Raw genomic sequence first — 25,442 nt, forward strand, 5'->3', positions numbered from 1 at the left:
AAATTCATGTATATACATTAAAAAACGAGGCTTAAGGTTATTATCACATAAACTTGACCCCAAAGGCTTCCTATGTTACCTTTATAATCACTTCTTACTGACAATTATTTTTACTGCTTTTCATGGACCTACAAGCACATTACCACTCACTTTTCACAAAAGCCCGCCAAGAACTGATCATAAAAGGAAATGAGGTGGATAAAAAAATCAACGATCCAAGTGATAGCAGACGGGGCATTACCCTTTTGGCACGCCCTGACGATCGCTGCAAATCCCATATTGTTGACTTTTTGGAAACCTTACACCAAATCGATCCTTATCAGTACTTTTACCCAAGCACCGACCTGCACATCACGGTGATGTCCATTATTTCCTGCTATCCTGAATTTAAGCTGGAACACATCAATATAGACGATTATGCTGCCATCATTAGGGAAAGCCTATCCCAAATCCCTCCCTTTGAGATCCACTTTAAGGGAGTTACGCTCAGTAAAGCGGGAGTACTTCTGCAAGGATACCCCTCCACGGACGCGTTGGAGCGGTTGAGGGATTCCTTACGCCAGCACTTTAAATCCTCCACCCTCCAGCAGAGCTTGGACAAGCGCTATGCCATCCAAACCGCCCACAGCACCATCATGCGCTACCCACAACCCTTAAAAAACATTTCCGATTTTATCCAGGTATTAGAAAAGAACAGAGCGACTCATTTTGGCACCTTCACCATCAATAACCTAGAGCTGGTGTATAATGACTGGTATCAACGGCAAGAAAACGTAAAGGTTCTCCAACAATTCCCGCTTCGCACAAACCCTTGATCAACAATCACTTAATACAAAATACCCTGATCACGGTATTTCGGATATGCATTAGTCTTCGTACCTTGCTCTCAGTATTGTAAGTGAATAAAAAGAAACTACTACTCCTTTTAACAGTGTTTTGTTTTGCTAAACTCACTTCGCCATGCCCAATTTACGAGCTTTCAGCCTGGTTACGTTTAACCTCTATAATCTCAACCTACCGGGGCATTCCATGTATCGCGATTATGACGGATGGAGCAGCGAACAGTATGAAAATAAAATTGTTTGGACTTCCTATATGCTCCACCTGCTACAGCCGGATATTTTTGGCTTTCAGGAACTTTGGCACGAGGATGCATTGACAGCTGCCTTCGAGCGAGCAGGTCTGTTGGAAGCATACGACATCCTCACTCCTCCCCATCACGATGGCAATAAAATCATCTGTGCCGGAGCGGTCAAAAAAGGGCTGCTAGAAGAAACACCGGAATGGATAGAGACCTTCCCCGAAAAGTTTATTTTGGAAAGTGCGGGGGATGATCCCCAAACCCCTGATATTTCGGTAAAAATCAGCAGCTTTTCCCGACCGGTACTTCATTTTAGGATAAAACCCAGGGAAGACCGCGATGCCGTCTCAGTGTTTGTTGCCCATCTAAAGTCCAAGGCACCCACGGCCATTTACAGAGAAGGGTGGTATAGGGATGAATATGATTATTATAAAAAACATTCTGAAACGCTCGGATATACCCTTTCTACCATTAGGAGATCCGCAGAAGCAGCGGCCCTGCGAATGATCCTCCTGGACAAACTTAAGGATACCGATCAGTCTGTGATCATTCTAGGCGATCTCAATAATTCCCAACTCAGCGATACATTGAACATCATGACGGGCCAACCGCGCTATCTCCATGGACTCTATGCAGGAGGCGGGGATGTGGATCTTTACACGGTGGCTACCCTTCAGGAATACCGGAGTCTCCGAGACGTTTATTATACCCATATCTATCAAAATATCCGGGAATCCCTTGACCATATTTTGGTTTCCCAAGAATTTTATGACAACTCCCGAAAGCGGATTTGGGCCTTTGATGGTATGGAAATTTATAATGACCACTTGGCAGATGAAGACCATAAAAATACCGGTACAAACGACCACGGCATCGTCAAAGCGACTTTTAAATATGCTCCTGCCTAAGTTTGATTGGAGATGTAATTGATTAGTGTCAAAAGGGTTAGGCAATGGTTTTCTTGGTTATGGCAAGAGTCGTGATCATTTATGAAAAATTCTTCTTGTACCCTTTCTTCTTCCACTAAAAACCGCACCAAACCTCCCCGCTATGCCGGGAAGCATGTCCTGCATTTTAAGTACTAAAAAAGCCCTCCCAGAAATACATCCGGGAAGGCCTCTCATCAGTTAATTTTCAATTGTTTATTCTTCGCCATGTGGTTTGCCAATCGAGGCAAGGATACCTCCGTCTACGTATACAATTTGTCCATTAACGAAGTTACTGGCTTGGCTGGCCAAGAAGACCATCGTACCCTGCAAGTCCTCTGGGTCTCCCCATCTGCCTGCAGGCGTTCTGTTGATGATAAAGTCATTGAACGGATGGCCGTCCACACGGATGGGAGCGGTTTGCTCCGTGGCAAAGTAGCCCGGACCAATGCCGTTTACCTGGATATTGTATTTTGCCCATTCCGTGGCCAAGTTTCTGGTCAGCATTTTCAGGCCACCTTTGGCCGCTGCGTATCCAGAAACGGTATTACGACCGAGTTCACTCATCATGGAACAGATATTGATGATCTTGCCACCACCTTTTTCCTTCATGCCTTTGGCTACGCGCTTGGACATCAAGAAAGGGGAAACAAGGTCCATATTCACTACCTTGGCAAAATCTGCCACTTCCATTTCCATGGCAGGAGTTCGCTGGATCATGCCGGCGTTATTGACCAGAATATCCACCGTGCCGAATTTGCCTTCTATTTCAGATAGCTTCTCATCGACTTCCTTTTCATTGGTGACATCAAAAAGATAACCGTGTGCTTCGATGCCATCGGCAGCATATTCTTCCAATGCTTTCTCCATCTTGGCCGGAGTATGTCCATTTACAATCAGGGTGGCGCCGCTTTTGGCAAGGGCCTTCGCCATGGCCATTCCTAGGCCATGAGTGGCGCCCGTCACTAGCGCTACTTTTCCTGATAGATCAAATAATTCCTTCATGTTTGCTTATTGGTTAATAGTTATTTGGATAGGGTGTTATTTGCTAAAACGTCCACTGCTATCAGCATTGTCAAGCGGCCTTAGGGACTGTCGCACTCCGTCCCCTTACTTCATATCGGTTACAGCCACTTTGTCCATATCGCCATAATCAAGGTTTTCGCCCGCCATACCCCAGATAAAGGTATAGTTTGAAGTACCTGAACCTGCGTGGATAGACCAAGCTGGAGATAGCACTGCCTCATGGTTCTTCATCCAGATATGACGTGTTTCATGCGGCTGTCCCATATAGTGGCACACAGCTGCTGTTTCGGCAAGATCAAAATAGAAATAGGCCTCCATACGTCTGTCATGCGTATGTGCCGGCATGGTATTCCATACACTTCCTGGCTTAAGTTGGGTCATGCCCATCTGCAACTGGCAGGATTTTACGACACTGTTTACGATCAGCTTGTTGATCACGCGATGATTGGACTCTTCCATGGATCCGAGTTCTACTTTTTCGGCATCTTCCAGTCCTACCTTTTTGGTGGGATATGAAGTGTGCGCTGGCGCAGAATTGAAGTACAAGAATGCCTGGCCTTCTGAGGATGGATTAAAAATCACCTCTTTTACACCACGTCCCACATAAAGCGCTTCCCGCGTATTTAATTTATGATCGGTACCATCTACGGTAATCAAGGTAGGGGCACCTACATTGATCACACCTAGCTCACGACGCTCCAAGAAGTAGTCGGCTTTTAGCTGATCTACGGTTTCCAGCTCCAAGGCTTTGTTTACAGGTGCAATTCCGCCAACAATATAGCGGTCAAACATGGAATAAACGCCGGTGATCTTATCGTCCTGAAAGATATTCTCAAGTAAAAAATGATCCCTTAGCTTTTGGGTGTCATAGCTCTTGACATCATCAGGATGTGCTCCGTATCTGGTTACGATGTTCGTATGCATGTTAATTGTTTATTTATATAATTAGAAAATAATTTTTTCACTTTTATGTAGCTTGTGCAATCGATTACCCAAGTGACCAAAACAATCTTTTTCATTTTCCTATATCCCTTTTCAGCTTATCCGCAAAAAGAATAGAGAAACAAGCAATAATGCAATTGTCCAGCATGGGCCTGCTATTTTTGCGTCTCTGGAAAACAAAACTAACATATTTCGCGAGAAAAGAAACCCACACAGTCTGGTCAAGGCTTGGCATATTTCCGAAATTAATGCCGTTTGATTTGACAATTTTAATGGTATTCCCCGGAAAATGCATTAGCCTATTATGGTAATAACTGGGAGCGTTATAAATCTGGAACAGCTTAATTGGGTCAGAGACTCAAAACTTGCAAGTGCTGGGGCAGAGACCCAGCACAACCCAGAGATCGGCACAAACCAGTATTTGTAAAGTGATACATGGCTCTTGGCTCTTATCTCTCCTTTATATACCATCCATCACTTTACACTTACTTCCAATGGTTTTTCCAGGCCTTTTGCAAAATCCTCCAAATAGGCATCCCATTCAGCAGCATTGGCAAATTGGCCACTTTTCTTCCAGCCAAATCCAGCATAATAACTGACTTTCCCTTCGGCAGGTTTGGCCATCACCAACAATTGGCTACCATCTCGGTAGTCCACTCGATGGTCTTTGGAAGCGGTTACCTTAGCAGGATCGACTACCACACCCAAGCCAAGTTCACTGTTGTCCATGGGCTCCCAGTAACGGTAAATGCCCGCTTCATCATTGATGGAGACTTCCCCTTCTTTTTGGTGTAAGGTAATGCCAATGGTGACATTGGGTACCGGTGCATCACTTTTCACCGTCGATTCAAAATGGGTTAAGTTACTGCCCAAGTCCAAACTGATGCGCTTGGTTTCGGAAACCATTTTTCCATTTACCTCCCAAGGAGCATAGGTCAGCTCAAAAATAGTCCTGATCGGCCCCACAGCAATGCGCTTGTAGTCCACGAAGTTCCGTGAAGTATAAAGGGAGTCATTTTCCCAAATGCCGATCCCGCCAATACCACGGCTGGACCCTACATGATAGGGATCATACCCCTCTCCTGTGTCTACGTGGTAGGCGCCGACGTTCTCTTCGTTTTCTTTGTACCATTTATCGATTATCGGATAGTCCACACGCTTTAGCCAGCAGTCCATACCACTCGAAAGAGTTCCTCCCGGTTCGTTCTGCTCTATCCTGCGCTGAGCATCAGGTCCATAAGTACGAAAGGCTACCCGATCATTTTCCCAAGTATAATCGTCCGTCCGCTCAGGCACAAATCGAGAAAAGGTCTGCTGCTTGGAGCTAGGTTGCACCTCCCCTTCCTTCAAGGGACGAACAGTATACTGGCCTGATGCTCCTGCTTCCAAATCCACTTGAAACAACCACTGGTCCATGGTTTGGTCTCCGTCGAGATCCACCCACTGATTCAGCAGGGTACCGCCTTCGCTATCGGTAACTACGAGTTTTTCGGTACCGTATTTTTCGATCAACGATTGCAGTTTTTTTACTGGGATTTCCACGGTAGCAGCACTTTTGGCCACCGCAGCGGGATTTTTCACTTCTATGGTGACCGTATCCTTATTTTCTTGGCAGCTCCCCAACATAACTGCTGCTCCAATTAAGAACGTGCCGACTTTTAGACCTGGGAACTTGTCCCCAAAGTGTTTGGTATACTTCATGAAATTTCGATTACTAATAAATACTAAAAAACGGTTTGTCCTCCTAAGTTAAGCTTGGTTCGGGGGCAAGTGCAAGCAATGGAGAAAATATATGCAATATCCGCTAAAATTAGTTTCTATCCTGACAAAAATAGGCATGGACCCCATGGTGAGCCTTTACAGTAAAAGGACAGCGCTTAAACCATGCGCTGTCCTTTCTTTGTTCAAGAACACAACCTTATTCCTTTCGCATTCGATATTTCCAGCTGGCTCCGCTGATATCTGTGATTTTCAAAGTGTATGATCCCCTTTCTATCCCTTCCAAAGCCGGTGCTCGAAGGGCAATGGTTGCCTTGGCTCCAAGGGGCACCACCAAACTGTGCTTGCCTGGTTTTACCTTTGCCACATAGTGATTCGTGATGGCGGAGGGATCCATGTTGGACATAGCTTTATTGGACAAGGCGTAGATTTCTTTTCCGGTGTCATTTTTTATCTCCATGCCAATGATCCAAGCACCGTAAACATCCACACCTTCAGTTCTGAAAACATCAAATTCAAGCCCTTTCTGGGTAAACTTTCCTGCTGAAATTTCCAGTTTTGGCTTCACTGACTTGTTATGCAATGGCCCCCATAAACCTCCATGGAAAACTTGATTGGTCATCAGGGTAATGCCCAATATGGCCAGCGAACCAGCAAGCACCAATTTAGGGTAATGACCTGCCTTTACGGGCAATTCCCCAGAGGCTACCCACGGGAACCATCGTTTTCTCGTAAATGGCAGTTGCTGCTGAAGCACGTAATGGTCCATGGAATACTTCCCACTTCCGGTCAAAAAAAGCACAAATCCGGCCGCAATGCCCAGGACTCCAATTTGCCATTCGTCCAAGCAAGTGGTGCCTATCCATCCTGATCCGAGCAATATCCCCATGGCCAAACCAAAGACCCCTACACTCATCAAACGGGTAAAAGCCCCCATCATGATCATGAAGCCCACGATCCCTTCCACTATCGTAAAGGTCACCATTGCCCACCAGAGTAGATCGGGATGGGTTACCAAATACTGAATGATCGGCTTGATGCCAAGGGCATGGGGCAAAAAATGATTGAACTTCTCTCCAATGTATCCGCTGATTTCCGGATCAAGTTTATCGGCTAAAATAGTCCTCCGGTAAAGGGCTGAAAAGTAAGTCCAACCCACCACCAATCTTAGTGCCAGCGACATCAGGCCAGCATCATGTTTTATGTTCGTTTTTAGCATAATGGTCTTTTTTAAAGGGTAATGGTGTAAAATCCTCTTTTTTGCAATTGGAATCCATAAAGGATTCCATTTTCGGTGACACTGATTCCAAGTGGCAGTTCATCGGGATTTATATCAAACTTCTGCAATGAAAAGCCACAAGCCAATAAGGTTACCTTGTATTTTTTCGCCTTGCTCAGAATGGGGCTTAAGGCTTTCTCGTCCAAAAGATCTTTTACGGCTTTGCCGCAAATAACCACGTGAAATTCCCCAAACTGCTCTCCGTCTGACGCGGCCAATGTTTTAGCCGTTAGCAAAATGGGTTGCAGTTGTTTAATATTTCTGGTCAGCACAAAGTAATTTGACTTTTCTTTAAAGTGATTTTGTGCCTCCACTTGGCCGGCCAGCATTAGAGATACCATGGCCAAAAGGGCAATTTTAAGTTTCATTTTCATAGTTTTTTTGAATGCCCCAGATACAATTGCATCAGGGTGTTTAAAAATGGCTTAGATCAAAACCCACTGGTCATCAAAACCTTTTGAGAAAACCGTATAGATGCTCGAGTCATGGCTAAAAGAGTGCTTTTGACCTGAACCCAACGGTTTAATGCCCTTCTATAACATGAAGGGTCGATAAATGGGAAGTGGGAAAAACAGAAAATGCCACATCAACTCCTGGAATGGAAGTGATACATTTCCCGAAAGGCTTAGATGACTAAAAAATGCCTTAGAGGTGGAGCCTCAGGTTTTGGTACAAAATGTAAAAGGGAACCGTCAATACAGCCCCAAAATTATGTGGTGAATATATGGAAGACTGTTGCTGCCCGTTCCACGTCATCATTGGCAATGCCGCCGTCACAGGCAATACAGGTGTGTATTCAAAGGCTACCTCCACCCCTTCATGTACCGTAAGATGCTCTTGAGCAGCATGACAGGAAGGGGAAGGCTGAACAGTTTTGCTCTTGTTGAGCACCTGGGTCTGTGGAGTGCCTATCGCCTGCTGAAGGGCATTTCTAACATTACAAGGGGAGCACAGCAAAAGCACCACCAACGTCAATATGGTGATTGGATGCCCCTGCCGATTGCTTCGCTCTTTTTCCACGTCATTTGTCATTTATAATCTCCCAACGGCAGGAAGCAAAAAAAGTTTACTTCATCCCTAATCAGCCATATTAAATGACCAACGGGAGTTTCATTCCTTGACCATCTGTGAACCGATAAACGGTATTTTTGGAGCCAGAAAGTATCCCGTCAAGCTCGCAAACAATATGGGAATAAAGTGGCCAAAACCAGTCAAAGTAGCCAGCAAAATGGTGGTGCTCATAGGCGTACGGGTAACACACGCGTTGATGGCCGCCATACAGCTTACAATTGCCAAGGTCAAGTTGATGCTCGGAAACAATTGGTAAATAATAAGGCCCATCGTAGCCCCGACAAAAAACAAGGGAATGATAAATCCCCCTCTCCAGCCCGAAGTCACGGTGATCACGATGGCAATGATCTTGAAGGCCAAAATCCCGAACAATAAGGCCAACGAAAAATCACTTGACAACAGTTCATTTATTTCATGATGGCCAAAATACCGTGTAATCGGAAAATAAAATGCAATAACGCCAAGCAAAAAACCTCCCATCAACGTCTTGATATAAATCGGGATCGGTTTCCTTTCGAAAGCGGATTTAAGAAACTTTGTACAAAAAATAAACAGCCACCCTACCGCTGCCCCGATGATGGCAAACAGTACGGCAAATCCAAAATCAAATACCCCGGAATATTCATATGCTGACAAATCCCATGTCGGCCCCAGGCCCAAATGAACGATCAGGGCAAACACCAAATAGCTAAAGCAGCTTGCCACAAATGCCGGAATAATGGCTTTGTAATATTCGACAGCATGCTTATGATGGAGTATTTCCAATGAAAACAAGCTTCCTCCCAAAGGAGCCCCAAACAATGCCGTAAAACCAGAAGCCATTCCAGCAATGCTCAGCGACCTTAACTCTTCACCCTTCAAGCGCAGCATCTTGCCCAACCAAGTCCCCGTGGAACCGGTCACTTGCACCAGCGGAGCCTCTGGTCCAAGGCTGCCACCCGATGCCACACACAGCAAGGAAGAAAGCACCATCGAGGGGTTGTTTTTAGGATCAAGCTTGCCTTTGTTAAACCGAATGTTGTTCACGATCAGGTGGATCTCTCCAGGGTCACCGATAAAATGAATGACCAAACCGGCCAGTAAGCCACAGATGGCCATCAAAGGAATGACCTGCCAGCCAGTAAAATAGGCCAACTTGTGCATCAGAAATTCAAGCCCAATCCAATATCCTCCCGCTATAATTCCACCTATCAGCCCCAGAAAGGCCCAAAGTAAAAATGTCCGGCTAAATACAAACGGGTTGAAGCGGGCGGGTTGGTCCAAAATATCCAAATACCTTACCAGCTTCCTTTTTTGCTTTAATTTCATCTTGGCAACCCTATTTCCTTTGTTTTCTAATTATACCCAAAGCCAAAATTAAGAAAAAGCCTCCCCCTACTAAAAAATATTCCAAATTTTTTCATCTGTTTATAAAATCAAAAGAAGAACATATAGGAAGAAGGACATTCCGTTTTCGATAGGTGTGGTTATTTTTATCGCGGGTTCAATGCCGTTTTGTTAAGGGGGACGAAAATTTGTTATTTGACATAGCCACCAAGTCTCAAAGGTACTAAGTTTTTCCGGAAAAGTTAAACCCTCATTATGCATTAGCCTATCTACACCACGGTGCACAAGTACAGAAACCTGAAACTACTTCAAAATCAGTCGATTAACTGCTGTTTTCGATTCTAACTAGCGGCAGACAGGTTCACCATCCGCGGCGGATGATTCTATCTCCAAACAGCCTGATTTTCTTGCAGTTTCAGCTCTCATAACGATTCCTAATGCAAAAAGCGGGTTAAATTAATATAATCCAAGCGAAACACCCCAAGCCCTGAAAGGGCATCATCATCATAGCCATGGGCATCGTCCATGGTAAACGCCACATTGCTAAACCATTGGTTTTAGCCGGAGATATTTTCCTACCTCCCACAAATTTCCGCTAAAACCCATTTCCAATCCTAGGGTTAAATATACGGATCAAGCAACATTCTGTGGGGAAAGGTTATTTTAATCCTGAATGGACAAAGGTCTTCCGCAGCCACAAGTACCACGGATTTACCTTTTCAAAAGCCTAAATCTGTGTTCATACCTTTTATCCCTATACTCAGGGCAAACACATTTAAAGAAATCATCCCCATTTTGGTTTCTAAGCCTGATGGTGTCCTCAAGCCTGGTTTTTATCCCAAAACACCACCAGAAGCCAAAGGCTGAAAGCCTTACTGACCTTAGCCCAAGGCAATGCCTTGGGGTATTTCCCAGTCCCATTGCCTCCAACAGGTTGAAAGCCCAGCTCACCTTTTTTGCCGCAACGTCCCAATTTAAGCATATCATTTTTTTACTGCACTTACAGGGTGCAAATGGTCATTACCCGTTTATTTGTCCCTATGTGTTGCATTGGGCTTATATGAGTTCCCTTACAGGAGATAATTTCCCTTATACTGCAATTAGCACATACTTGGACACGGCAAATTCGAGAATGGCCGTAAACTGGATTTTCTAAATGCGTTTGCCTTATCCCGATTAAGGCATATTTCGAAGTTATTCACATCTACTAAAATCAAGGTCCTGAAAGTCAAAACTAAAGTCGATATCAGGTGAGATTCCTTCCATGCTGATTTTTTGGCCAATCCCCTTTTCATCCAATATAAAGTGAACGAACGCATCTGCATTCATGTCTTGGTATTCCCATTTTACAGCAAAGGTACTGCCCTTATAGTACTGCAGCTCCCCATTGAGTTTTGGGGCTCTGTAGGATTTGATCCACAAAAGTTCTCCTTTCTCAAATACGGCTACCTTTCCAAACCAAGGGTCTTCATAAATCCCTAAAAAGTTTTTAGGATCTGGTCGGTCTGTGGCAGAAATGGCCACTGTTTTCCACACGTTTTGGGAGACACTATCCGTTTTCTGTTGGGTTCCTTTCATTCCTTCTGCCATTTTAGCTACCCAATGCTGGTCGGGCACACCAAGATAACTGTCCAAAATAGCAAAGGAAATAGGTTCGACGCTCCAACCGCGATTGGCCAAAACCACAATGCCCAAATCCATATCGGGAACCAACATGATCTGTGTGCTGATGCCCGGCAAGCCTCCACTGTGATAGGCCACAAAGTGGCCTTGGACATCAGTGAGCACCCAACCTAGTCCATAGCCGCTGAAATTCACAAAGTACGGCTCAGTGGGATGGGACACAAAGGAGATGTACGGTTTCCACATTTCCCTTTGTCGCTCTTCGCTAAAAAGTTCCTTTTCCAGATCATTGCCATATTTGCCCCGGTTCAAATGCACCAGCATCCATTTGCAAAAATCGTCCACATTCGAAAAAATCCCACTGGCAGCACCATTGCCGGTTCGTTTGAAATTTTCGATGGGCTCCAAAACAGCATCATCCTTTTCTACATGGGGAGATGCCAAATTGCCTTTGTCCGTAATCAGGGAAATTTCCGAAAAGGAATTGTCCATCTCCAGTGGAACTAAAATATTGTCCCTGACAAATACCTTCCACGACTGGCCAGTCACCCTTTTGATCAGCTCCCCTGCCACGATATACAGCAAATTGTCATAATCATACTGGGTCCTGAACGCTGACACAGGCTCAAAGTGCTGAAAACTGGCCAAAATATCATCAATGGTGAAATCATTATCATCCGGTTTGAACATCAGGTCACCTACTCCCAGTCCCAGCCCACTCCGGTGGGTCAGCAGATCTTCAATGATAAAATTGTCTAGGACATAGCTATTGTACATGGTAAATTCGGGGATATAATCGATGACTCGGTCCTTCCAGGAAATCTCTCCCCGATCGACCAAAATGGCCAGGGCTGTAGTGGTAAATGCTTTGGAAACAGATGCCAAGGTAAATTGGGTATGTCGGTCCACCCTCTTCCCTGAAGCCAACGAACTGACACCATAACCTTTTACATGAACCACTTCGCCGTCTTTTACTACCCCCACCGCAATACCAGGAAAATCAAGCCTTGTCCTGGCATCGTCCACAAGGTGGTCGATGTGGTCAGAGGTCATTTGTGAATAACCTGCTGTAAGTTTTATCCAGCCAACAACAATAACAGTGTACGTAAAATCATCTTTCTATTCATTTTTCGCCTTATTTTCAATAGTTTATATTGATTTTATAGCTAAAGATAATATTTTTCCCTTCTTACCCCCGTCCACGCCGCCTTCCATAACAAAATCAATGAATATCTGTGAAATCTGCCCATTTTCCCCTATTTTCTCCATTGATTGCATAAACCTATTAAAACCTAAACCATGATAACCAACAACACCATCAATCGCCGCCACTTTATCAAAGGTGCTGGAGCTTCTCTTGCCCTTGCTTCGTTAGGAGCCTTTAATATTAGTCTTGCAAATACTGATAAAACCTACCGTGTAGCCCTTATCGGAACAGGTTGGTATGGCAAAAGCGACCTGTTTAAACTGATCCAAGTGGCTCCAGTGGAAGTGGTGGCCCTCTGTGATGTGGACCGCATTCGCCTCAGGGAGGCGGGTGAACTGGTTCGTCAGCGGCAGCTTTCCGGCAAAACCCCTAAGCTCTACAGCAATTACCAGCAACTGCTTGATGAAAATAAATTGGACATCGTCCTGATCGGCTCACCTGATCATTGGCATGCCTTGCAGGCCATCGCTGCCATCGAAGCGGGTGCACACCTTTACCTCCAAAAACCCATCAGTGTGGACGTACTCGAAGGAGAAGCCATCCTCGCCGCTGCACGCAAACACCATCGAACCGTCCAAGTAGGCACGCAGCGTAAAAGTACCCCGCACCTCATTGAGGCCAAAAAGGAAATTGTGGACAAAGGCCTGCTCGGAAAGATTTCCCACGTGGAAATGTGTTGCTATTACCACATGCGCGCCAATGGTAATCCCCCCACCCAGCCGGTTCCGGATTATCTGGATTATGAAAACTGGACTGGCCCTGCCCCACTTCGTCCTTACGATAAGCTCCCGCACGGCAGTTGGTGGCGAACCTTTATGGCATATGGTAATGGAATCATGGGCGATATGTGTGTACACATGCTGGACACTGTAAGGTGGATGCTGGACCTCGGGTGGCCCAAAAAAGTCTCTTCCACCGGGGGCATTTACGTACAGAAAGACGGTAAATCGACCATCGCGGACACCCAAACGGCCATCTTCGAATATGCTGAACTCAACTGTGTCTGGCAGCACCGTACTTGGGGAAATCCAGATGATCCTGAATACCCTTGGGCGTTTATCCTCCATGGCGAAAAAGGCACCCTCAAAGGCAGTGTGATGCAATATGACTTTATTCCACATGATGAGGGATCCCCGATTCATGGTGATGTGGTCTACGAAAAGGAAAAGTATCCTGAAGACCTCAACGAAGAGCAAATAGAATTGCATGCTGCTCCCGCTACCCGAAACCATTTCAAAAACTTTCTACAAGCAATTGAAAACAATTCCAAGCCGATTGCCGATATTGAAGAAGGCCATATTTCTTCGGCTTCATGCATCCTGGCCAATCTTTCTATGGAATTGGGCAGGCCGGTTTCCTATGATCCGATCAAAAAAATCATCAAAAATGACCCAGAAGCCACTTCCCTACTGAAACGGAATTACCGGGACGGATGGACGCATCCCTGGAAAGGATAAGCCTAGGAAATTTGTGGAGATAATATAGGGCAAAAGCTTTAAAAAAAATGTTCCTATTTGCATTTATATCTGCCGTTCCTACGGAACTCACCCTTTGTGTATAATCATTTTTGGTGCAGGTAGTCACCTGCACCTTCTATATGACCCTCCGCCAAAGGCTGATTAGGCAAGATGCTCAGTTACCAGCGCATATCCAGGGTTTAACCTCAACCAAACCAACCACAATACATGAGCAGATAGCTGGGACGGCTTGTACGATCCAAATCAACTAATCATTCTTTCAGCCTATTCCGCCATTCGGCACAATAGGCTACTGCAGTTTCCAATGTACAAATCGTGGCAAAGTGCCAGCGGCACGGTAAATTATGTAACCTGCGGATTCATCCGCAGGAACTTAAGCGCTCCTCAACTTCCCGAAGGAGTGCCAGCGGCACGGATGATAGCTCATCTACACGAAATTATTATTAAATGCGTTTGCCACATTTGACAAACCATCAGGGAAATCGCTTTTAGCCCCTTGAAGTTCTTTAATTCAGGCTGACATCTCTTTATTAACAGTTTAAAAGTGTTTGCCCTGGGGGAACTACCAATTTTCATTATGGTATAAAATGCCCCAACTTTTCGGCTTGATCCGAAACATCGTTTGACCTGTTTTATCGAAAAAAAAGGCGTCCCCAAAACGCCTTTTCTAGTTGGTGCCCAATCTGGCCTGTCTCCAAAGCTAGTTTACCTTGCTGAGCCAGATCAGGACTTATTGTCTTATGGATTTCCAAATCCTTAATATTTCAACGACAACTTATGCTCACTAGTATCAGTATTTGGTAAAAATAACCTATCAGACCCACTCACTTTATACGTTCCTCCATGATGGAGGGAGGCGGGGTGAAACTGTTCACATGTTTCTGATAGATTTCCGTAAGTGAGGCTACTATTGCCGGAAATTCTTCGTTTACATTATATTGCTCTGAAGGATCCTCTTCCAAGTTATAAAGTAATGGAATTTCATGGTCCTGAGCCTTTTCACGACTGTAGGAGGGCTTGGTTGTAAAATGAGCCTTCCAAGGTCCCTTTCGGACAGCATGAAGCTTATTGCGGTGATAATAAAACATTATTTCACGTACTTCATCTGTTTCGTTCCTCAAAATAGGCAAAATATTATCCCCATCCAACGTTTTATCCTGAGGCATATTCAGCCCGGCCATGGTCAAAAAAGTAGGATATAGGTCCATGGATGCCACCAAAGCGGTACTGATCTGATTGGGCTTTATGGTGCCCGGCCACCAGGCAATTGCCGGCACGCGCATTCCCCCTTCATAGGTAGAAGCCTTGCCTTCAAAGAGCAACCCTGCTGATCCTCCCTTTTCCTTTTGAGAAAGCCATGGGCCGTTATCACTGGTAAAAATCACCAAAGTGTTTTCTGCAAGGTCCAAGGCCTTTAACTTTTCCAATATTCTTCCCACACTCCAATCGAGTTCCGATACCACATCCCCATAAATTCCACGCTTGCTCTTTCCTTCAAAATCCGACGAAGCGTACAAAGGCACATGGGGGAAATTATTGGGGTAGTACAGGAAAAAAGGCCTTTCCTGGTTTTCTTCTATAAACCTGATCGCCTCCTTAGTATACCGTTTGGTCAGCTGACGTTGGTCGATGTCAAGGTCAATGACCTCTTCGTTACGGTATAGCGGCAATGGCGGTACATGGTTGTGAGGATTGGGCCGCATATCATTGGAATAGGGAATCCCAAAATAGAAGTCAAAACCGTGAGTGGTCGGAAGATATTCCGGCAAGTGGCCGAGGTGCCATTTGCCCACAATGCCCGTCCTGTATCCGGCCGCTTTTAAGGCAGAAGCCATGGTTGCCTCCGTGTGGGGCAGGCCTTTGGAAGAATCCGGGAAAAGAACGCCCCGCTCCTCCCCCGCCATGCCATAGCGAATGGGCAACCTGCCGGTAAGCAGTGCTGCACGACTGGGCGTACACACATCCGCTCCTACATAAAACTGCGTGAAGCGCATCCCTTCTTTGGCCATCCGGTCGAGATATGGGGTCTGGATGGTGGGATGGCCATAGCAACCCAAATCGCCATACCCCAGATCATCGGCAAAAATCACAATGATGTTGGGCGGTCTTTTGGGTGTCTGGGCAACTAAAACGGAGCATTGCAGAAGCAGGCCCAAACAAAGCAGTGGGCGCCAAAATGATGCGTTCATAAGCGGTTTGTATTTTAATAACACCTCAAAAGATACAAAAACTTATTCCAAATATGACTAGAAGTTCCCAAAGACAGCGGTCAAAGGCCACCCGCTAGCGCCGCGTTCAGGCAAGCCCAACATCTACTTCCCTTGCACGCCTTATGGGAAGATTTCATTTTTAAAACGCCCACGGATCTTCCTTCGGATAGATCATTCCTTGGTCCCAAAGTACTTTATAAACCGCTTGCTTTTGGGCAATATCCCCTTCCAAAAATGCCTGAACAAACCTGACAAAGGCAGGATAATGCCGATAATGTGGTAAACCATGGCCATCATTAAACAGAAAAAAATCTCCGTCCCGATAATGTGCCGCCAACACCTGATCCACCCTTTGGTCCGTCAAACTGTCCTGCACACCTGAAAAAACCACCGATTTTCCCTCAAACGTAGCCACCTGATCGTAATGAATGCCTTTTACCTGAAATGGACGTTGTGAATACGCCTTCATTACCGGGAGGGCCTTTTCTCCCATCCATCCGGTATTTTTGGGCGGGTACTCACTTTCTTTTCCGATAGGCTGCAAGGCAAATAAATGCTCAAAACACCGGATGGCCACCGCCACTGCTGTGGCTTTTCCGCCTGCCGCTGCCTTCATGTTGGAAAAGATGCTTTCAGGGGCTTTTTTAGGGGTTATCCCCATGGAATGCTGTAATTCCAGCAACAGCGGATCGATGCTAATGGCTCCATCCACCCGTTTAGGATATCTGGCGACATATCGGTGCAACAACTCAGCGGAAGATGAAACCCCAAACAAGGTGACTTTTTGGCCATTGGCCACCGCATCCCTCACCGCTTCCAGGTCATTTACCAGTTGGTCGGCTTCAAACACGCGGTAAGCCATGGACCAGTCGATACGGTCCTTTTGCCATAGCTTTTCGCCAAAGCCAAACTGCTCCGCCCTCCCCATTACCCTGACGACGTTGAATTTGAGTCGAAGGGGAGCTGGCCACGCATCATCTGCTGTAATTGAGGTAATGGCATCAGAAACCACCAAAACAGTCGGTTTGGAGGAATCATAGGGAGCGCCGTACGCATAGTAAATTCTGCCCCATCCCCATTCCGGTTTCCCATATACATACGGTACCTCAATCGCGTGGAACCCTTTAGGCCCACTCAAGGCCAAGCCAATCATCCAAAAAATCATCGAAAACTTCATATCTCAAATAAATGGATTTTTTCCAAAAAGCTGCTGCACAGCATCTTAAAATTCGTTAACACCATATCTTCCACCATTGCCCTTGGCCATCACCTGGAATTTCTCTCCTGATTTTATAACTTTGCTTTTCACCTATCAATCCCCAAACTATGGATCTTGCCTTTTTTAAAAAGAGTCTTTCCCAACCCCAACCACCTGCTGGCATCAGCATCATGCTGGAGGCGCTTTGGTACGACGGAAAAGGAAATTGGGAGCATGCACACGACCTTGTGAATGACTTGGGTGGCCAAGATGCCGCCTACGTCCATGCCTACCTCCACCGAAAGGAAGGAGATGAATGGAATGCCGCATATTGGTACCGTAATGCCGGAAAAACCAAACCCTCTTGTAGCTTAGAAGAAGAATGGGAAAACATCGTCAATTTTTTCCTTTGAAGGCATTACTTTTTAGACAAGAAAACGTATCCATTTAGTAGTACTTATGACGTATGCTTTGAGCATGTCTTGACAAAGGAAAATGCTGATAAAAAGCATGGTGATTATCACAAAAACAGCCATTACCATATACATTTTTCATGTGATATTTACTTGTATCATTCTAATACAAACACATTATCACCAATAAAAATAAATTAATACCTGTTTTAGTTATTTTTCACCTTAAACCAACCTGGACTGACATTTATCAGTCTTCAACCTGACCTCCGTCACCCCTAATCGTCGTCGCATTCAATAGCTTTGTGTCATTAATCGAATGATTTTATGAAGATTTCTGCTGACCTGATCGCTAAATATGACGTCGCTGTACCCCGTTATACGAGCTATCCGACGGTACCGCTTTGGGAAAACAATGTGGACGCCCCCACTTGGAAAAACAATGTCCTAAAAGCCTATCAGCAATTTGGGCAAAAAGAAGGCATAAGCCTCTATATCCATTTGCCCTATTGCGACAGCCTGTGCACCTACTGCGGTTGCAACAAATACATTACCAGAAACCATGAAAAGGAAGTGCCCTATTTGGAGGCATTGAAAAGGGAGTGGGACATGTATCTTCAAATGTTACCGGCACGCCCTAAGCTCGCGACCATCCATTTGGGAGGGGGCACCCCAACGTTTTTCTCTGCTGATAACCTAAGATCTTTGATCAAATACATTTGTGGGACATCCGATGTGGTTCCAAAGGCAAAGTTCAGTTTTGAAGGCCACCCGAACAATACCACGTTGGAACACCTGTTGACCTTAAAGGAAGTTGGATTTGAACGGGTAAGTTATGGCATTCAGGATTTGAACCTGAAGGTGCAGCAGGCCATCCATAGGATCCAACCGCTATCGACAGTGAGAGAAGCTACTTATCATGCTCAATTGGCAGGATTCTCACAGATCAATTTTGACTTGATCTATGGTTTGCCCCACCAAACTGAAGAAACCATCGAAACCACCTTGGATGAAATCAGTAAGCTCATGCCCAGCCGGATTGCCTTTTACAGCTATGCCCACGTACCCTCGGTCTTTCAGGCGCAAAAAAGTTTTGAGCAGCACCTACCCTTAAAGTCAGCAAAGCGAAAGCTTTATGAAACCGGCAAAAGAAAGCTCATGGCCATGGGGTATGAGGAAATCGGCATGGACCATTTTGCCTTGCCGGGAGATGAGCTGCTCACCGCCAAGGCCACGGGAAAACTCCATCGAAATTTCATGGGATATACCAATTTCAGTTCCCACATGTTGATCGGTTTGGGCAGCAGTGCCATCAGTGATGTTTATTACGCCTACGCTCAAAATACCAAAAACATCGAACTGTATGAGGAACAAAGCATGCTGGGCCATTTCTCCCATTCCAAAGGTCACCTGATGACTACAGAGGACATCAAAACACGAAAAACCATCTTGGACCTGATCTGCACCGGCACGACAGAAGAAGCCAGTATCATTTGGAAAATGGACAACCTCAAGCTGCTCAACGAACTGCAGGAAGATGGCCTGCTCAGCATGCGTGAAAACCGCATCATCGTCACGCCATTGGGAAGGGCCTTTATCCGCAATATTTGTTCGGCCTTTGACCATAGAATGAAAAGTAAGAAATCCCAAACCTTTGTCTTCAGCAAAGCTATTTAAACGGCAATGGATACACCATAAATCAACCCCTATCCCGGAAAAACACACCAAGTTTTTCGTTTTCTGACAGCCCAATTTGGTGCTGGCCCAGGTTTGTTTGCAGACAGGCCTGGGCTTTTAGTTGATTTTAATCCCATCTTAACCCCAGAGCTGCTTCTTTTTAGAGAATTTATCCTTATTTTTGTGCGCAAATGCTGAAATCCTTGTTTCATATATGGCTTTCCATGATCGTGGTCCTGAACAGTATGGTGTTTTCAGTGATCCAGATGGACTATGTCCTCAACAAGGAGTACATCGCCGAAAACCTATGCATCAACAGGGACAAACCGGAACTGCACTGTGATGGAAAATGCTTTCTGGCAGAGAAGCTAAAGGAAGCCCAAGACCAACAAGAGCAACAACCCGGCAGTATCGATGTCAGCCGAGATTTTGGCCTTTACATTTTGCAAGAAAACCATTTTGGATTTCAGCAACTTACTATCCCCCCATTTTCGAACACTTCATTTTACCAAAGGGGTAAGTATTATAACACGACCACAGATATTTTTCACCCACCTCAGGACGCAGTTTCCCCATTGGTATAACCCGTTTAATGCATGAAGAATCGTTATGTGTAAAAGCGTAGCGACTGACTTTGATGCCATTTTAGGCCACAACTTCTATGAGCCGTGGCCTGGAGAGGCCAATGCATCTTATGGGTTCAAGTGCTTTTGGCTTTCCCAGGAGAAAAAGGAGTAACCATCATTCCTTGCTTCTAAATTGCCGAAAGCCGTAAGCTAATTTCTATTTCTAAATATTATCCATTGGAAATGTCCCCAGATGGGCAATTTGATTGCTGTATTTCTACAGGAAATGGGCATCCACCTACGCTGCAATTTCGCGGTGTGGCTGCACGGACCATGCCTTGAGGGAACATTTACCTTGTATCCAAACCGACCATGCGATACCAAGCCCCATGTTTTATGGGAACAGTACTCTTGTGCTTGCTGATGTGGGCCTGTAGCAAGGAAGAGCCCGAAGAGCCTTCTACGCCAAACCCAGTGATCACCTTGGAGCATCCCGAGTACTTCCCCAATGATGTGCCCATGCCGGCCAATAATCCGTTGACCGAAGAGGGTGTGGCACTCGGCCGAATGCTGTTTTATGAAAAACAACTCTCCATAGACGGCACCATGGCGTGCGCCTCTTGCCATCAACAGGCCAAAGCCTTCACGGACGGCAAGAAAATCAGCACTGGGGTGAACGGTACCCCTGGCGACAAAAATGCCATGTCACTGGCCAACCTGCACTGGACATCCCGGTTCTTTTGGGACGGAAGGGCGGCCAGCCTGGAGGAGCAAGCCTTGCAACCCATTGAGGACCATCGGGAAATGAATTTGCCCATAGCAGAAGCTGTGGCCCGACTCCAAGCCGACGAAAATTACCCTGAGCGATTTGAGAAAGCATTTGGCTCAAATCAAATCACGGAAACCATGATCGGAAAGGCCCTTGCGCAGTTCATGCGCACTTTGATCTCAGGTGATTCGAGGTTTGACCAGTGGATCAGGGGTGAGGTGGAATTTACCGAACAAGAGCAACTGGGGATGGAGCTTTTCTTCACCCACCCAGAACCTTCCCTGCACATTCGCGGCGGTAACTGCGGAGACTGTCACTTGGGCTTTTTGACCTCTGGTGACCGCAATAACCTTCTGGGCTTTCATAACAATGGCCTTGACCAAGACGCCTACCTTGAGGAAGGTTTGGCCGCAGTAACCGGACTTCCCAAGGACAAAGGAAAATTCAAAGCCCCTACCCTCCGGAACATCGCCCTTACAGCACCTTATATGCATGATGGACGGTTTGAAACACTAACGGAAGTCCTGGAGCACTATGATGAACACATCCAGATGAACAGCACGTTGGATATCCTCATTTTGGAGGCCAGCAATGAGACGATTGCTCCTGGAGAGAACATCAAACTATACCTGACGGACGGAGAAAAAGAAGCCATACTGTCCTTTCTGCACACCCTGACGGATGAAAAATTCATTACCAATCCGAAATTCTCGGATCCATTTAATTAAACAAACGACATGAAAAAGATATTCATTATTGTATTGACACTCATCGCCTTTACGGGCTGTAATGACCAAGAGGAAACCCCTTCAAACATCGCGGTGACCTTTAACTTTTCCCATAGCCTGGATGGCACTCCACTGGCCTTGGAGGGACCTGCCTTTGCCTTGCCTTCTGGCGAAAGCTTTACCCCGCGAAAGTTCAAATATTACGTTTCCAACATCACCTTTACGAACAGTACCTCCGGCAATCGCTTTTCGGTACCAGATGGCTATTTCCTGATCGATGAGGCAGGGAAAAAGCAATTCAGCGTAGAAATTCCCTCAGACCGTTACGACCAATTGACCTTTTATATCGGCATTGACAAGGCCCGAAACCTCTCCACTGACCAAGTGGGCGATTTGGATCCCAGCAACGACATGGCCTGGAACTGGAATACCGGCTATAAGTTTTTCGTTTTGGAGGGGGAATGGGAATTTGAGGGTTCAGCCCGCCAAGGACTTATCGTCCACATCGGTAATAATGACCCTGAAAGCGAACAAAACTTTAAGGCCATTGATTTTGACCTCGCGTCAGCCGGGAAAACCTTAGGAAAAGAAGTAGTGGTGGAGCTTGACTTCGAGGCCAACCTAGATCAGTTGTTTACGGCTCCTCATGAAATTGTCGTCCATGACTTGGAAAACACCAGCATCATGGGCGGAGAAACAGCCATCAGCATCGCCAATAATTATCAGGAAGGTTTTTTCAGCCTTCAGTAGTCAAATCATTCGGGATTGAAAACAACCGTCACATATCGCCTTATCTTGGCCTTGGCTGTGGGAAGTTTGCTCTCAGGATGCTTGCAAGACGCTGCGGAAACCATGAAACCAAACCCGGAATATTACCTTCCCGAGGTTTCTGCTACCCTGCAACAGCCAGCATTTCCACAGCCCTCCAGAAACCCCATTAGCGAGGAGGGCGTCCTATTGGGCAAAACCCTCTTCTATGACCCGAGGCTTTCGGCCAATGGCCAAGTAGCCTGTAGCAGCTGCCATCTGCCTGCGCTGGCCTTCGGTGACGGGGTAGACTTGACTGCAGCGGGGGTGTCCGGCAAAACACTCCACAGGCACTCCCCTACGCTGTTTAACCTCGCTTGGCACGATGGCTTGTTTTGGGACGGGGGAGCGACCAACTTGGAATCACTGGTTTTTGGTCCCTTGACCCATCCAGATGAAATGGGGGCAGACCTGAACAAGGTCATTCCATACCTGCGTGAAAGCCCAGCATACCCTTCGCTCTTCAAGGCTGCTTTTCAGACAGATTCCATTACCAGCGCCCTTATGGGCAGGGCCTTGGCCCAATTTGTCCGAACACTCATCTCTCAAGACAGTCGCTACGACCAATGGAAAAGGAATGAGGCCACCCTTAGTGAGGAAGAAATCCAAGGGTATCGCCTCTATCAGCAGCACTGCAGCAGCTGCCATAAGGAAGGCTTGTTTACCGACCTGCGTTACCATAACAACGGGTTGGACCAAACTTATCCTGATCCTTATGAACTGGAAGGCCTGTTGCTGGGGAGATACCGAATTTCTTTTGACGAAATGGACCGTGGAGCCTATAAGACCCCTTCATTGAGAAACCTCCTATTCACCGCTCCTTATATGCATGACGGGAGGTTTGCTACCTTGGACGAGGTGCTGGACCATTATGAAAAAGGCATACAGCTCAACGAAAGCCTTGCCCCGGAGCTGGAAAATGGCATTCGACTATCCCATACAGAGCGGGAGGCCCTTTTGGCTTTCTTGGCCACCCTCAGCGATCACCAATTTATCCATAATAAAGCTTATCAAGAGTAAGCCAATATCATGAAAAAAACATTATCCATACTATTTATTCTGCTTTCCCTTCCTTTACTGTCCAAGGAAGCCCAGGCTTGTGACAGCTGCAACTTCTTTGAATACAGCTTGCTGCAAAACCGGAGCTATATTGGGCTGTTTTACCGGCACCGGCAATTTGGCGGATACGACCGATACGGCTACACCTCCCCCAACCCGGGCACCGCGGTGGTCACGAGCAGCTTGGCCAATGGATTCGAAAATGGAGCCACGGCAAAATATGCCCCCCAAGCCAGAACGGCGGTAACCCCATCCCTCGATCAGGACATGATCGTCATGCATGAACCCGAAGGCACCGGACTGTATGTCAACAAGACGGATCAAGACTGGGAAACCTATGAAACCGTAGAGCTAAGGGGAAATTTCACTTGGAAAAACCAATGGAACTTTACTTTTCTCCTTCCCTATGAGTCCAACAGGGTCCATTACCAAAAAATGCTGGACCTGCCCAATCCCGTGCAAGACACCACCTTGAACGTACATGGCTGGGGTGACCTGACCATTGCGGCAGATTTTATCCACTACATTTATCAGGACAAGGCACGTCACACCTTCCGTCCTGGACTGGCGATCGTCGCCCCCACCGGTCAATCCCGTCAAATCGCTGCAAATGGTGATGCGTTTGACCCAATCATCCAGCCTGGAACGGGATCTTGGAGCTATGTGGCCAGGCTGAATTACCAATTGTTCTACACCAAAACAGGGCTAAATGCCGGGTTCAGTTACAAGCAGTCTACTGAAGGAGCCCAAAACTATCAATTTGGCAACAGTATTAATGCCTCGGCCATTGGTTTTCACCAATTATCATTCAAGGGAGATTGGCTCTTGGTGCCCAATGTCGGTGCCTACTACGAGCAGTCCCAGAAGGATCACTGGAAAGGGGAAGAACAGCAGCTTACCGGCGGAAAGGTTGCCTTTGCCCAAGCGGGGTTGGATGTCAACCGGCAAGAATGGACCCTTAGCGTGATGTGGCAAACACCGGTCTACCAAAACCTGAATGGAAACCAAATCCAGCATCAAAACCGCCTCAGCATCGGGCTGATCAAAGCATTCAAACTATAAACCAATCAGCCATCATGAACCTAAAGTTTCTTGCTTTGGTGGCCTTACTGATGGTCAAGATCCTGGCCGCTCCGATTGTTTACGTGGATTTTAAAATTCATCAGGAACAGTTGGCAAAAGTGGCATGTGTGGACAGGAATGCCCCCATTACCGTATGCAGGGCAAACTGTGTGCTGGTCAGTAAACTCCAGCTCACTGCTGATGCCTCGGATGAAGAAAAAAACCTAAAAGGTGAAAGACACCAGGAAATACTCTATTTTTCGAATTTCCCTGTTTTTCAATTCTTCAGTAAGGTTCCAATCATCAAAATGGCATGGGGGAAGGGAATTCCATGCAAGGGTTTTGACCACAGGCCGATTAAACCACCAAACATCTTTTTATAACCTGAAACGTTCGTAGGGTCTCCCTACACTTACTTCATTCATCAAACCATAAAAAGAAAAATGAAAAATATCTTAAATAGATTATTAGTAGCATTTTTAGTCGTTGGAGCCATGGCTTCATGTACCAATGACACTGATGACGCCATGACCATCGAAAATCAATCGGCGCTTTCCATTCGTATAGACCACGCTTTTGGGGAAGAGGCCTTTGAGCTTGGGAAAACCTTTACAACCGAAAACGGCACTGCGCTAACGTTCAATGAACTACGCTATTGGATTTCAAATGTAGAACTGACTCATGAAAACGGCACTAAGTATCAGGTACCTGAATCTTATTATTTGGTCCAGCACATGAAGGAACAATTGGTTCAGGACACCTTCGTGCTACCGGATTCCGTACGTGAGACCATTGTGCTCAAAAACATCCCCGATGGCACATATACGGGAGTCAGCTTTGCACTGGGAATAGATCCCGAATATAATGATGACTTGACACGCACCGCTGGTGAACTAAACGCCCTCCAGAATATGGCCTATTCTTCTTGGATGTGGTTTACCAGTTACATTTTCTCCAAAACAAAGGGTACTGTTGGTCAAGGAGAGGATGCCGTGGAATTTGCCTTCGAAACAGGTTCAAATGATAGCTTCAGAACGGTATCCCTCCAATTGGCAAGTCCAGTAACGGTAAAAACGGATGCCGAAAATGTCATCAGGATAAAAAATGATGTCCAATCATTATTTGCAGAAATTACATTTGACGAAGCATTGATGTCCGGAACCAAGTACATGATCGGGGCCTCCAATCCCGATATGATGATGAAACTTTCCAACAACTACCAAGCAGCATTTACTGCAGAATAATAAAAAAGGTGAAGGCCATTAGCCTTCACCT

The 25,442-nt window shown here is 46.0% G+C and carries 22 protein-coding genes; 12 read left to right on the forward strand and 10 right to left on the reverse strand.

Annotated elements, in window-relative coordinates:
• Nucleotides 1-122: 122 nt before the first annotated feature.
• Nucleotides 123-815: a 2'-5' RNA ligase family protein gene (locus ECHVI_RS19460; RefSeq protein WP_015267747.1), complete on the forward strand. Its 693-nt coding sequence runs from the start codon at nucleotides 123-125 to the stop codon at nucleotides 813-815.
• A 145-nt stretch (nucleotides 816-960) separates the two neighbouring features.
• Complete coding sequence (locus ECHVI_RS19465; RefSeq protein WP_015267748.1) at nucleotides 961-1,989, forward strand: endonuclease/exonuclease/phosphatase family protein; 1,029 nt, start codon at nucleotides 961-963, stop codon at nucleotides 1,987-1,989.
• Between the two features lie 234 nt (nucleotides 1,990-2,223).
• On the opposite strand, the gene ECHVI_RS19470 is transcribed toward ECHVI_RS19465, so the two are convergent.
• The 8 genes from ECHVI_RS19470 to ECHVI_RS19510 all read right to left on the reverse strand — a co-directional run bounded on the left by ECHVI_RS19470 (nucleotide 2,224) and on the right by ECHVI_RS19510 (nucleotide 12,046).
• Nucleotides 2,224-3,012 (reverse strand): gluconate 5-dehydrogenase, encoded by a 789-nt coding sequence (locus ECHVI_RS19470; RefSeq protein ID WP_015267749.1) that lies wholly within the window; start codon nucleotides 3,010-3,012, stop codon nucleotides 2,224-2,226.
• Between the two features lie 105 nt (nucleotides 3,013-3,117).
• Entirely contained in the window at nucleotides 3,118-3,957 is an 840-nt protein-coding gene (gene kduI / locus ECHVI_RS19475) for a 5-dehydro-4-deoxy-D-glucuronate isomerase (protein ID WP_015267750.1), read from the reverse strand.
• A gap of 492 nt (nucleotides 3,958-4,449) precedes the next feature.
• The gene (locus ECHVI_RS19485) at nucleotides 4,450-5,676 is read right to left on the reverse strand and encodes a DUF4861 domain-containing protein (protein WP_015267752.1); all 1,227 of its coding nucleotides are present in this window, start codon (nucleotides 5,674-5,676) and stop codon (nucleotides 4,450-4,452) included.
• A gap of 217 nt (nucleotides 5,677-5,893) precedes the next feature.
• Nucleotides 5,894-6,913, reverse strand: coding sequence for a TQO small subunit DoxD (locus ECHVI_RS19490; RefSeq protein WP_015267753.1), 1,020 nt, complete (start codon nucleotides 6,911-6,913; stop codon nucleotides 5,894-5,896).
• An 11-nt stretch (nucleotides 6,914-6,924) separates the two neighbouring features.
• Nucleotides 6,925-7,341, reverse strand: a complete 417-nt coding sequence (locus ECHVI_RS19495; RefSeq protein WP_015267754.1) for a DsrE family protein — start codon at nucleotides 7,339-7,341, stop codon at nucleotides 6,925-6,927.
• A 277-nt stretch (nucleotides 7,342-7,618) separates the two neighbouring features.
• A complete protein-coding gene (locus ECHVI_RS19500; RefSeq protein ID WP_015267755.1) occupies nucleotides 7,619-7,993 on the reverse strand; it encodes a hypothetical protein in 375 nt (124 codons plus the stop codon).
• A gap of 90 nt (nucleotides 7,994-8,083) precedes the next feature.
• On the reverse strand, nucleotides 8,084-9,352 hold the full coding sequence (locus ECHVI_RS19505; RefSeq protein ID WP_015267756.1) for a chloride channel protein: 1,269 nt from the start codon (nucleotides 9,350-9,352) through the stop codon (nucleotides 8,084-8,086).
• A 1,212-nt stretch (nucleotides 9,353-10,564) separates the two neighbouring features.
• The gene (locus ECHVI_RS19510; protein ID WP_015267758.1) at nucleotides 10,565-12,046 is read right to left on the reverse strand and encodes a serine hydrolase; all 1,482 of its coding nucleotides are present in this window, start codon (nucleotides 12,044-12,046) and stop codon (nucleotides 10,565-10,567) included.
• A 246-nt stretch (nucleotides 12,047-12,292) separates the two neighbouring features.
• On the opposite strand from ECHVI_RS19510, the gene ECHVI_RS19515 reads away from it, so the two are divergent.
• The gene (locus ECHVI_RS19515) at nucleotides 12,293-13,657 is read left to right on the forward strand and encodes a Gfo/Idh/MocA family oxidoreductase (protein ID WP_015267759.1); all 1,365 of its coding nucleotides are present in this window, start codon (nucleotides 12,293-12,295) and stop codon (nucleotides 13,655-13,657) included.
• An 845-nt stretch (nucleotides 13,658-14,502) separates the two neighbouring features.
• Here the strand turns inward: ECHVI_RS19515 and ECHVI_RS19520 are convergent.
• Both ECHVI_RS19520 and ECHVI_RS19525 read right to left on the reverse strand, forming a co-directional pair.
• The gene (locus tag ECHVI_RS19520; RefSeq protein ID WP_015267760.1) at nucleotides 14,503-15,867 is read right to left on the reverse strand and encodes a sulfatase family protein; all 1,365 of its coding nucleotides are present in this window, start codon (nucleotides 15,865-15,867) and stop codon (nucleotides 14,503-14,505) included.
• Between the two features lie 160 nt (nucleotides 15,868-16,027).
• Nucleotides 16,028-17,065, reverse strand: coding sequence for an alpha/beta fold hydrolase (locus ECHVI_RS19525; protein WP_015267761.1), 1,038 nt, complete (start codon nucleotides 17,063-17,065; stop codon nucleotides 16,028-16,030).
• A gap of 149 nt (nucleotides 17,066-17,214) precedes the next feature.
• On the opposite strand from ECHVI_RS19525, the gene ECHVI_RS19530 reads away from it, so the two are divergent.
• The 9 genes from ECHVI_RS19530 (at nucleotide 17,215) to ECHVI_RS19570 (ending at nucleotide 25,411) form a co-directional block, all read left to right on the forward strand.
• Nucleotides 17,215-17,499, forward strand: a complete 285-nt coding sequence (locus ECHVI_RS19530; RefSeq protein WP_015267762.1) for a hypothetical protein — start codon at nucleotides 17,215-17,217, stop codon at nucleotides 17,497-17,499.
• Nucleotides 17,500-17,826: 327 nt separating this feature from the next.
• Nucleotides 17,827-19,176: an oxygen-independent coproporphyrinogen III oxidase gene (hemN, locus tag ECHVI_RS19535; protein ID WP_015267763.1), complete on the forward strand. Its 1,350-nt coding sequence runs from the start codon at nucleotides 17,827-17,829 to the stop codon at nucleotides 19,174-19,176.
• A gap of 191 nt (nucleotides 19,177-19,367) precedes the next feature.
• A complete protein-coding gene (locus tag ECHVI_RS19540) occupies nucleotides 19,368-19,760 on the forward strand; it encodes a hypothetical protein (protein ID WP_015267764.1) in 393 nt (130 codons plus the stop codon).
• Between the two features lie 378 nt (nucleotides 19,761-20,138).
• A complete protein-coding gene (locus tag ECHVI_RS19545; protein ID WP_157501540.1) occupies nucleotides 20,139-21,239 on the forward strand; it encodes a cytochrome-c peroxidase in 1,101 nt (366 codons plus the stop codon).
• A 9-nt stretch (nucleotides 21,240-21,248) separates the two neighbouring features.
• A complete protein-coding gene (locus tag ECHVI_RS19550; RefSeq protein WP_015267766.1) occupies nucleotides 21,249-21,989 on the forward strand; it encodes an MbnP family protein in 741 nt (246 codons plus the stop codon).
• Nucleotides 21,990-22,004: 15 nt separating this feature from the next.
• Complete coding sequence (locus tag ECHVI_RS19555) at nucleotides 22,005-23,066, forward strand: cytochrome-c peroxidase (RefSeq protein ID WP_015267767.1); 1,062 nt, start codon at nucleotides 22,005-22,007, stop codon at nucleotides 23,064-23,066.
• A 9-nt stretch (nucleotides 23,067-23,075) separates the two neighbouring features.
• The gene (locus ECHVI_RS19560) at nucleotides 23,076-24,167 is read left to right on the forward strand and encodes a transporter family protein (RefSeq protein WP_015267768.1); all 1,092 of its coding nucleotides are present in this window, start codon (nucleotides 23,076-23,078) and stop codon (nucleotides 24,165-24,167) included.
• A 14-nt stretch (nucleotides 24,168-24,181) separates the two neighbouring features.
• On the forward strand, nucleotides 24,182-24,550 hold the full coding sequence (locus tag ECHVI_RS19565; RefSeq protein WP_015267769.1) for a hypothetical protein: 369 nt from the start codon (nucleotides 24,182-24,184) through the stop codon (nucleotides 24,548-24,550).
• A 60-nt stretch (nucleotides 24,551-24,610) separates the two neighbouring features.
• Nucleotides 24,611-25,411 (forward strand): MbnP family protein, encoded by an 801-nt coding sequence (locus ECHVI_RS19570; RefSeq protein ID WP_015267770.1) that lies wholly within the window; start codon nucleotides 24,611-24,613, stop codon nucleotides 25,409-25,411.
• The last annotated feature ends 31 nt before the right edge of the window (nucleotides 25,412-25,442 follow it).

This window comes from Echinicola vietnamensis DSM 17526, assembly GCF_000325705.1.
Classification (GTDB): domain Bacteria; phylum Bacteroidota; class Bacteroidia; order Cytophagales; family Cyclobacteriaceae; genus Echinicola; species Echinicola vietnamensis.